The organism is Salidesulfovibrio brasiliensis JCM 12178 (assembly GCF_001311825.1).
Classification (GTDB): Bacteria; Desulfobacterota; Desulfovibrionia; order Desulfovibrionales; family Desulfovibrionaceae; genus Pseudodesulfovibrio; species Pseudodesulfovibrio brasiliensis.
This window is the reverse complement of sequence record NZ_BBCB01000100.1, coordinates 1-9,524: the sequence shown is the minus strand read 5'-3', so window position 1 is coordinate 9,524 and position 9,524 is coordinate 1. Positions and strand designations below refer to the sequence as shown.

9 protein-coding genes and 1 pseudogene are annotated in these 9,524 nt (G+C 63.0%); 9 read left to right on the top strand and 1 reads right to left on the bottom strand.

Going from position 1 to position 9,524, the window contains the following annotated elements:
• The first annotated feature begins 258 nt into the window (after positions 1 to 258).
• From JCM12178_RS15590 to JCM12178_RS15550, 9 genes are all read left to right on the top strand, one after another.
• A complete protein-coding gene (locus JCM12178_RS15590; protein ID WP_054652726.1) occupies positions 259 to 714 on the top strand; it encodes a YccF domain-containing protein in 456 nt (151 codons plus the stop codon).
• 115 nt (positions 715 to 829) lie between these two features.
• Positions 830 to 1,564: a Bax inhibitor-1/YccA family protein gene (locus JCM12178_RS15585; RefSeq protein ID WP_083465992.1), complete on the top strand. Its 735-nt coding sequence runs from the start codon at positions 830 to 832 to the stop codon at positions 1,562 to 1,564.
• A 45-nt stretch (positions 1,565 to 1,609) separates the two neighbouring features.
• Positions 1,610 to 2,692: a tetraacyldisaccharide 4'-kinase gene (gene lpxK, locus JCM12178_RS15580; protein WP_054652722.1), complete on the top strand. Its 1,083-nt coding sequence runs from the start codon at positions 1,610 to 1,612 to the stop codon at positions 2,690 to 2,692.
• Between the two features lie 4 nt (positions 2,693 to 2,696).
• Entirely contained in the window at positions 2,697 to 4,874 is a 2,178-nt protein-coding gene (gene rnr / locus JCM12178_RS15575) for a ribonuclease R (RefSeq protein ID WP_054652720.1), read from the top strand.
• A 78-nt stretch (positions 4,875 to 4,952) separates the two neighbouring features.
• Positions 4,953 to 5,591, top strand: coding sequence for a LexA family transcriptional regulator (locus JCM12178_RS15570; RefSeq protein ID WP_054652718.1), 639 nt, complete (start codon positions 4,953 to 4,955; stop codon positions 5,589 to 5,591).
• Positions 5,592 to 5,838: 247 nt separating this feature from the next.
• Positions 5,839 to 6,669 carry a phosphate ABC transporter substrate-binding protein gene (locus JCM12178_RS15565; RefSeq protein WP_054652716.1) on the top strand — a complete coding sequence of 277 codons (831 nt, stop codon included), beginning with the start codon at positions 5,839 to 5,841 and terminating at the stop codon, positions 6,667 to 6,669.
• A 41-nt stretch (positions 6,670 to 6,710) separates the two neighbouring features.
• Positions 6,711 to 7,565, top strand: a complete 855-nt coding sequence (locus JCM12178_RS15560; protein WP_054652714.1) for a PstC family ABC transporter permease — start codon at positions 6,711 to 6,713, stop codon at positions 7,563 to 7,565.
• A complete protein-coding gene (locus tag JCM12178_RS15555) occupies positions 7,552 to 8,430 on the top strand; it encodes a PstA family ABC transporter permease (protein WP_054652712.1) in 879 nt (292 codons plus the stop codon). The genes JCM12178_RS15560 and JCM12178_RS15555 overlap by 14 nt, the downstream gene beginning before the upstream one ends.
• Entirely contained in the window at positions 8,421 to 9,194 is a 774-nt protein-coding gene (locus tag JCM12178_RS15550) for a phosphate ABC transporter ATP-binding protein (RefSeq protein ID WP_054652710.1), read from the top strand. Before JCM12178_RS15555 ends, JCM12178_RS15550 begins: the two co-directional genes overlap by 10 nt.
• A 10-nt stretch (positions 9,195 to 9,204) precedes the next feature.
• On the opposite strand, the pseudogene JCM12178_RS18790 reads toward JCM12178_RS15550, so the two are convergent.
• A pseudogene (locus tag JCM12178_RS18790) lies at positions 9,205 to 9,462 on the bottom strand (penicillin-binding protein 1C); the annotation flags it as partial.
• Between the last annotated feature and the right edge of the window lie 62 nt (positions 9,463 to 9,524).

The following is a 9,524-nucleotide window of genomic DNA, read 5'->3' as shown; positions in this document are numbered from 1 at the left end:
TACGAGCGCTTAATAACCTAAGCTGCGTTGAATCCGACCAATGGCCTAGCTCGGACAATTGTCCATCAGCGTGGGCAACGCCCAACCAAAAGGTTTTGCGGGTGGGAGAGGGGATGGAGAGTCTGAGAGGAAGGGGAGAGGGAGACCGCTTTTGCAAAAGGGGTCTCCCTCTCCTTCCTCTCAGCCGCCGGAGGCACCGAATAAGTATTGAAAGTCGGCCGAGGTCGGGTATAAGGGGGTTGAATCGTGGAGGTAGCGATGAGTTTGATATTGAATATCTTGTGGTTTTTGCTTGGTGGCGTGTTCATGGGGCTTGGCTGGGTTTTTGCGGGCTTGCTGATGTTCATTTCGATCATTGGGATTCCGTGGGGCCGGGCGTGTTTCACGATTGCGGGCTTTTCGTTTTTTCCGTTTGGCCGCACGATTGTGAACCGTGACGAGCTGACGGGCAGGCAGGATTTGGGCACGAGTCCGTTTGGGTTTGTGGGCAACGTGATCTGGTTCATTTTTGCTGGCTGGTGGCTGGCGTTGGGTCACGTCATGTCTGCGCTGTTGTGTTTCGTGACGATTATCGGGATCCCGTTCGGGTGGCAGCATTTGAAGCTGGCGGCTATTTCGCTTGCGCCGATTGGCCGCGCGGTGGTGGACACCGCTGTGGCGCGCGAGGTGGAGCGTCGCCGGGCCGAGGTGTACGTGGACAACTCCCGTCGCTGACGGTTTCCCTTGCCTCGTGCGGGTTTCGTGTTTATCTTGGGCGCATATTGGGACCGTGTTCCGAATGGTTTCGGAAGAACATAATCAAGACAGATACTAATTACGGAGGATCATAATGACCCCCAACACTTCCATGCACCGTGCGGGTGCGGCCAGCGGAGAACTGGTCAACACTTTCATGCGCGGCGTGTACGGCTGGATGTGCGCCGGTCTCGCTCTGACTGCGGGCGTGGCGTTTCTGCTGACGCAGAACACCCAGCTGCTTTCCCTGTTTTTCAATGTTGATCCGGCGACTGGCCAGCTGGCCGGTCTGTCTGTGACCTATATCGTGATGATCGTGGCGGAACTGGGCATCGTGTTCTATCTCTCGGCCCGTATCGCGAAGATGGCTCCGGGCACTGCGACGGGGCTGTTCATGCTGTATGCCGGGTTGAACGGCATCACGCTGACGCCGCTGCTGCTGGTGTATACGGGTGCGTCCGTGGCCAAGACCTTCATCATCTGCTCCGGCATGTTCGGTGCCATGAGCGTGTACGGCATGGTGACCAAGAAGGACCTCACGAGCTGGGGCAGCTTCCTGTTCATGGGGCTTATCGGGCTGCTCATCGCCATGGTGGTGAACATGTTCCTGCAGAGCGCCATGATGGACTTCGTCATCTCCGGCGTCGGTGTGCTGATCTTCCTCGGCCTGACCGCGTATGACACGCAGGCGCTCAAGACCATGGGCGAGAACATGCCCGCAGACTCGGTCGCAGTGCGGCGCGGCACCATCATGGGTGCGCTCAGGCTGTATCTCGATTTCATCAACCTCTTCATCATGCTGCTGCGACTCTTCGGGCAGCGCGAGTAACCTCATCATCCGGGGGAGGCCTTCGGGCCTCCCTTTTTTCTTTATATGCCCAGCCTCATCGACGAACTTCAATTCAGACTCGGTCCGGTTCTCGTGCCGTTCTCATGGGCAAACGCCCGTGCGATGGAGCTTCGCGAGAGCATGTACCGCCGTGGCTGGCTGAAGGTGTGGCACCCACCGTCCCCCACGGTCTCGGTGGGCAACATCGGCTGGGGAGGCTCGGGCAAGACGCCCATGGTGGACTGGCTGCTGCGGTGGGCAGGGTCCCAGGCGCTGCATGCGGCTGTTCTGACGCGCGGCTACCGGGGCCGTCCTTCGTCGTATCCGTTTCAGGTGGGGCCGGGCAGCCTTGCCGAGGAGTCTGGCGACGAACCGCTGATGCTGGCGCAGCAACATCCGGAGGCGCACATCGTGGTGGACCCGGACCGCACACGGGCGGGCAAGTGGCTCTTTGAGCGCGGCCGGCCGGACGTGGTGTTTCTGGACGACGGGTTCCAGCACATGGCCGTGCACCGGGACATCAATCTGGTGCTGCTCAAGCCTTCGGACCTGACGCGGCACTGGAACAAGGTCATCCCTGCCGGGCCGTGGCGGGAGCCGGAGCGCGCGCTCAGGCGGGCCACGGCGTTTCTCATCAAGGCCGAGCCCGGCCAGTTCAATCAGATTTCCGCGCTGGCGAACCACCGTCTGGCGCACATCAACCGTCCCGTGTTCCTGTTCGGCATGGAGCCTGTGGGCGTGCGGCACGTGCTCTCGGACGAGCCTGCCAAGGACTTTTTCGGGGAACCTTTCCTGCTCGTTTCGGGCGTGGGGGAACCCAAGCAGGTGCATCGCACCGCAAAGCGGTACTTCGGGTACCGCGCAGTGGAGCACATGGCGTTTCCGGATCACCACGCCTTCACCAAGGCCGACGTGCTGGACATTGTCACCACCATGAGGCAGCGGGGCGCGAAGTACGTGCTCTGCACACCCAAGGACGCGGTGAAGCTCGGCCCCATGTGCACCGAAGAATTTCACACCTTTGACCTGCGCGTCGGGTTCGGTCCCTCGCTGTTCGCCCACGGGGCCACGTTCCCCGTTTGGTGGGACGAGCAGTGGGGCGCACTGGACCCGGCCGATCGCGAGTAGAATCATGGCAAAAAGAAAGGGCAAGGGCGGCCGCAAGGAGCCGGTGCTGACGGAAGCGTCGGTGCTCGGCGTGTTCAAACAGGCGAAAAAGCCGCTGCCGAGGGCAGAGGTCATCCGGGCCATGGGGCTTCGGAAAAAGGACAAGCGCGAGCTCAAGGAAATCCTCAAGTCGCTGGTGCGACAGGGCAAGCTCATCCGCATCCGGCGGGCCTACGGGCTGCCCGGGCCGATGCATCTCATCACGGGCACGCTCCAGATGCAGCGCGGCGGCTTCGGGTTCGTCATTCCCGAGGACGTGCGGCGCAAGGACATTTTCATCGGCCGCAGCAAGCTCAACGGCGCGTGGCACGGCGACAAGGTCGCGGTGGCCATTGTCCGCGAGCGCACCACCAAGAACCACGAGGGCCGCATCGTGCGGATTCTGGAGCGCGGTCGCCAGACGCTTCCGGTGCGTATCTTCAAACACATGCGCGAGGGCGAATGGCTGGCAAAGCCCACGGACCCGCTGTTGAACTTCGGGGTCTGGTGCAGGAACCCGCAGGGGATCGAGCTTTCCGAGGGCGACGTGGCCATATGCGAGCCGGGCGAACAGATGGACCCGACCCTGTGGGAAGGCACCATTACTTCGCTGCTGGGCCGTGAGACGGATTTCGAGGTGCAGGAGGCGTTGGTCAAGTCCAACCACAACATCCGCACCCGCTTCCCTTCCGATACGCAGGACGAGGCCGGGAAGCTGCCGGAGGCCCCGGATGAGGCGCACTTCAAGGACCGCACCGATCTGCGCAATCTCCCGCTCGTGACCATCGACGGCGAGGACGCGCGCGACTTCGACGATGCGGTCTGCGTCGAGCGTGACGGCTCGGGCTGGACGCTGTGGGTTGCCATCGCGGACGTGAGCCATTACGTGCGGCCCGGTTCCGCGCTGGACCGCGAGGCGCTGGAGCGCGGCAACTCGTATTATTTCCCCAAATCCGTGGAGCCCATGCTTCCGGAGCGGCTCTCCAACGGGCTGTGCAGCCTGCGACCGGACGAGAACCGGCTGTGCATGGCCGTGAAGATGCACGTCAATCAGGGCGGCAAGGTCGTGGGCAACGGCGAGATGTTCCGGGGCGTCATGAAGAGCCGGGCCCGGCTCACGTACGGCCGGGTGCAGCGTGCCCTGAACGGCGACGAGGGCGAGCGGCTCGGCCTCGGCGACCTCTGGCCCATGATTCAGGAGGCCGAGAAGCTTGCCAAGGCCATGCGCAAGCACCGCATGGAGCGGGGCAGCATCGACATGGACATCCCGGAGCCGGAAATCCGGTTTGGCCGCAGCGGAAAAATCTCGTCCATCCGGCCGTCCACGCGCATGTTCGCGCACATGCTCATCGAGGAATTCATGGTCGGGGCCAACGAGGCCGTGGCCAGGACGCTCAGGGACGCCGATCTGCCGTGCATGTACCGCGTGCACCCGCCCGCGGACGAGGAGAAGCTGCGTGCCCTGTTCCGGCTCATGTCACAGACTGATCCGGAGGTGACGCAGCCCAAGGAGGTCGATCCGCAGGCCATCGCCGGGCTGCTCGACCACGTTCGCGGCACGGACAAGGAGTTCCTTGTCAGCCGCCTGCTGCTGCGCTCCATGAAGCAGGCCGGGTACTCGCCGGACGACGAGGGGCATTTCGGGCTGGCCTCGGAGTGCTACTGTCATTTCACCTCGCCCATCCGCAGGTATGCGGACCTCATAGTGCATCGCATCCTCAACCACAGGCTCGGCGCGCAGGCGGACGTGGGCCTTCCGGGCATCAAGAAGCTCTCGCGCATCGCCGGGCTTATCAACGGCTGCGAGCGCACGGGCATGGAGGCCGAGCGGGAGATTGACCGCCGGGCCTCGGTGCTCTTCCTCATGGACAAGGTGGGCCAGACCTTCCGGGGCGTCATCTCCGGCATCACGGACTACGGCATCCGGGTGGAGTTGCCGGACGTCATGGCCGACGGCATGGTGCGGCTCTCCTCGCTGGACGACGACTATTACACTTACTGGCGCAACCGCGAGTGCCTCGTGGGCGAACGCACCGGACGGGCCTTCACCATCGGCCAGTCGCTTAGCGTGACCCTCGACGACGTCAGCCTCGGCTCGCTGGAGCTGACGCTTTCGGTGAGCGACGTGGAAGCCGACGCCGTGGATTACAAGGACCTTTTGTAATCCATGCAAAAACGTGTTGACGATGCTTGTTAATTTATGCTTAACTTCGATGAAGCAAAATATTGACAAGGCGAAAGCATGAGCAAGCATTTCGAAGCGTTTTTCGAGCGAGTCAGGGAGTCCACTGACATCCGTAGCCAGTCCGATCTTGCCCGCGCCCTCGATGTGGGGCGTGCGGCGGTCTCGCTGGCCAAGAAGAAGGATCAGGTCCCGCCCCGTTGGGTTTTGACCCTGTCCGTGCGCTATGACGTGGACTCGCGTTGGCTGGAGACCGGCGAGGGCGACCCGTCCGGCGACGACGGCGTGGTTTTCGAGCACATCCCCAAGGTCCGGGCGCGCCTGTCCGCAGGCGGCGGATCCTTCGAGACCGAGAGTCAGGTGGAAGGATACTACTCCTTCCGCGCAGACTGGCTTCACTCAAGGGGCAACCCCAAGAACATGGTGCTGATGGAAGTCGTCGGCAACTCCATGGAGCCGGAACTCAAGGAGGGCGACCTCGTGCTCATTGATCAGGCCAAGAGCGACATCCTCGCGGGCGGCATCTATGCCGTGGGCGTGGAGGATACGGTCATGGTCAAGCGCGTGGAGCGTTTGCCCGGCACGCTGGTGCTACATAGCGACAACACCGACTATTCCCCGGTCAAGCTGGCCGGAGACGAGCTGGACAACGTGCGCGTCATCGGACGTGTGCTCTGGGTTGCGCGCGAGTACATGTAGCCCCGCCAGATATAAATCTTCTCAACGGACAGGCCGCTTCCTCAGGGAGGCGGCCTGTTTTGCGTTGTGGCAGCGACAAGAAGCCAACCTATCGCAACGATCTATCTTAATCTGCTGTCGTCATTGTGTATTTGGATTTGTGTTGGAAAACCTGCGCGGACTATAGGTGGTATCTGTTGATTCATGGTCTGGTCGGAATAGTCCGTGAATCCTCTCTGGCAACGTTTTCCAAACACGTGAGGTTCAAATGAAGAAGAGAATGCAGATTGCCGCCATGCTTCTGGCGGGAGTGCTCTGTTTTTGCGGTGCGGCCATGGCCGACGGACTGGACGCCTTCAAAGGCAAATCCGGCACCATCGAGATTGCGGGCGGCACCGCGCACATCCCGGTCATGAAGGAAGCGGCCAAGCGCATCATGACCGCCAACCCGGATATTCGCATCACCGTTGCGGGCGGCGGCTCCGGCGTGGGCATCCAGAAAGTGGGCGAAAGCCTTGTGGACATCGGCAACAGCGGCCGTCCCGTGAGCGAGGCCGAGAACGCCAAGTACGGGCTTGTCTCCTTCCCCTTTGCCGTTGACGGCGTTGCCACCGTGGTGGCTGCCGACAACCCGGTTGAAGAACTGACCGCCGAACAGATCCGCAAGATCTTTGCTGGCGAGATCACCAACTGGAAGGATGTGGGCGGCAAGGACGCGGCCATTCACCTGTACACCCGCGACGAGGCCAGCGGCACCCGCGCCGTGTACTGGAAAAAGCTTCTGAAGAAGGGCGCCATCGCGCCTTCGGCCAACGTGGTCGCTTCCAACGGCGCCATGAAGTCCGCCGTGTCCCGCGACCCGGACGCAATCGGCTACGTGAGCATCGGCCACCTCGACAAGACCGTGAAGGCTCCCAAGCTCGACGGTATCGTGGTGACGCAGGAGACCGCCAAGGACGGCAGCTACCCGGTGGTCCGCAAGCTGTACATGAACACCAAGGGCGAGCCGTCCGGCATCGTCAAGCTGTTCATCGGCTACGTCATGGGCCCGGACTGCGTGGACGCGATCATCGATAGCGGTTACATCCCCACCCATTAATCATCCCGGCCGCGCGGGGCCTTCCTGCGCGGCCTTTTCCCATGAAGATACGCCAACGACTCATCCGGACGATGCTCCATGCCGCCGCTGCCGTGTCCTGCCTCGCGGTGCTGGCGGTCTTCCTGTTTCTGCTGCGTTTCGCCGCCCCCCTGTTCTCGACGGAGGGGCTTGCCAAGGTCATGCAGTGGCGCTGGGAGCCGTTCGGCGGGCACTTCGGGATTCTCCCGATGATCGTCGGCACGGTCTGTCTCTCGATCTCCGCCATGGTCGTGGCCGCGCCTCTGTCGCTCGGCATTGCCTGCTTTGTGAACGGCATGGGGCCGAAGCGTCTGGCCCGGCCGGTGCTCGGCGTGGTGCAGTTCATGACCAGCATCCCCACGGTTGTCTACGGCTTTGTGGCCGTGTTTCTGCTCGTTCCGTTCATCCGGTCCGCGTTCGCGCACGGCAGCGGGTTTTCGTGGCTTGCGGCCGCGCTCATGCTCAGCCTGCTCATTCTGCCCACCATGGTGCTGGTGCTGCACAGTCAGTTTTCGCAGGTGGAGCCGGAAGTGCGCCTCACTGCCGCCGCCCTCGGGCTGAGCAAGGCGCAGGCGTTCGTGCATCTGGTCCTGCCGCTTTCCCGTCGTGGGCTGCTTGCTTCGGCCATCCTCGGCTTCGGCCGGGCCGTGGGGGATACCCTCATCCCGCTGATGCTGGCCGGAAACGCGGTCAAGCCGCCCGAGTCCGTGCTGGACTCCATCAGAACCCTCACGGCCCACATCGCGCTGGTGGTGGCGACCGACAGCAGCAGCGGCGCCTACCATTCACTGTTCGCCTGCGGCATGATTCTGTTCCTGACCACCGTGGCCGTGAACGCGGGCCTGCGCTGGGTGGCCGGAGGCAATGGCCGTGCGTAGTTTCGCAACCATTGCCCTGACGGCTCTCTCGCGCATCGCGCCCGTGCTGGTGGTCTGCGCCGTGGCCGTGCTGCTCGGATTTCTGCTGATCAACGGGCTTCCGGCCTTTTCCACGCAGCTGTTCTTTGGCGATACGCCCGTGCTTGCGGCCCTGACAGGCCGGGTTCCGGTGTTCGACGGCATCTGGCCCGCCTGCGTGGGCACCGTGGCGCTGGTGGTGCTGTCCTGCTCCATCTCAATCCCGTTGGGCATCCTCAGCGGCATTTGCATGAACGAATTCACCCCGGCATTTCTGAAGAGGCCCATGGTCTTCGCAACGGACCTCCTGGCTGGAATCCCGTCCATCGTCATGGGCCTCTTCGGATTCGCCCTGATCCTCTTTCTGCGCTCGACCCTTTTCCCGGGAGCCAAGACCGGGCTTTGGCTCTCGGCGGTCTGCATGGCCGTGCTGGTGCTTCCCTACTGCATCAACACCACGCGCACCGCGCTGGAGGCCCTGCCCGAGGAGCTGCGGCTCATGGGACCGTCCCTCGGGTTGACCCATGAGCAGAGCGTCTTTCACATCCTGCTGCCTGCCGCGGCCCGCAGCATCATGGGCGGCGTGATTCTGGCCATTGGCCGGGCTGCGGAGGACACGGCGGTCATCCTCATCACCGGTGTGGTCGCCAACGCGGGCCTTCCCCGCAGCATTCTGGACAAATACGAGGCCCTGCCCTTCAAGGTCTACTACATAGCCGCGCAGTTTCAGAACGAGCTGGAGCTGCAGCAGGGCTTCGGCACGGCCCTGACCCTGCTGTGCTTGACCACCTGCCTGTTTCTGGGCGCGCACAGACTGCGTAAAACCGTGGAGCGACGATGGAATTGAGCAAACAGGGAAAAGAAGCCGTGCGCGTGGAAGGACTGAGCGTTTCTTTTGGTGGCAGGGCGGTCATCCGGGACCAGTCCATGCACTTTCTGCGCGATGAACTGTCCGTGCTGGTGGGCCGCTCCGGTTCAGGCAAGACCACGCTGCTGCGAAGCCTCAACCGCCTGAACGAGTGCTTTGACGATTGCCGCACCAAAGGCAACGTGTCCGTGCGTTTTGACGGGCAGTGGCGCGAGGTGCATGACCGCGCGCTTCCGGTGGAGGAACTTCGTCGGCGCGTGGGCATGGTTTTTCAGACGCCCAACGTGCTGCCTGCGTCCATCAGGCGGAACCTGACCCTTCCGCTCAAGCTGACCATGAACATCCGGGGCGACGAAGCCGAGGGCAGAATGGAGCGCGCCCTTCGCGAGGCCGGACTCTGGGAAGAAGTGCGCGACAGGCTGTCGCGTCCTGCCGGAACCCTTTCCGGCGGCCAGCAGCAGCGCCTCTGCCTTGCCCGCGCCCTTGCGCTGGAGCCGGACGTACTGCTCCTTGACGAGCCGAGCGCATCGCTGGACTACCGGGCCACGAAGCGAATCGAGGAGCTGCTTCTGGAGCTTCGGGAGCGGTATGCGCTCATCGTGGTCTCCCACAGCCTCGGGCAGGCCCGGCGGCTGGCGGACAGACTCTTTGTTTTCCGCGAAGGAGAACTTGCCGAAACGCTCTCAGGCGACATCCTCGTCGACGAACCCGCCTTTTACGAGATGATCGAGAAGAGCTTCTAGCCCGGCCGAATCACTCCACCGTAAAGACCACGGTGTCGCTGCGGCCCTGACCGTCCGTGACCGAGATGGTGTGGCTTCCCGCCCGCATGGGCAGGAAGAGTTGCCGCTTCGGGCCGGAAACGCCGAGAAAGCTTCCGTCCACATACCACCAAAGCTGTTCGCCCGGATCGTCGGACGAGGCCCTGAGCGCGATCTGCTGAAACTTCGCCGGGGCGTCGGGGCGCAGCAGGTACGGCGTGTTCGGTGCCGGGGACAGGGATGACAGGGCCGGTTCCCTCCGGCACGTCGCGGCAGGCGTCGCTCAGCTCCGGCAGCGTGGGAACGGGTTTG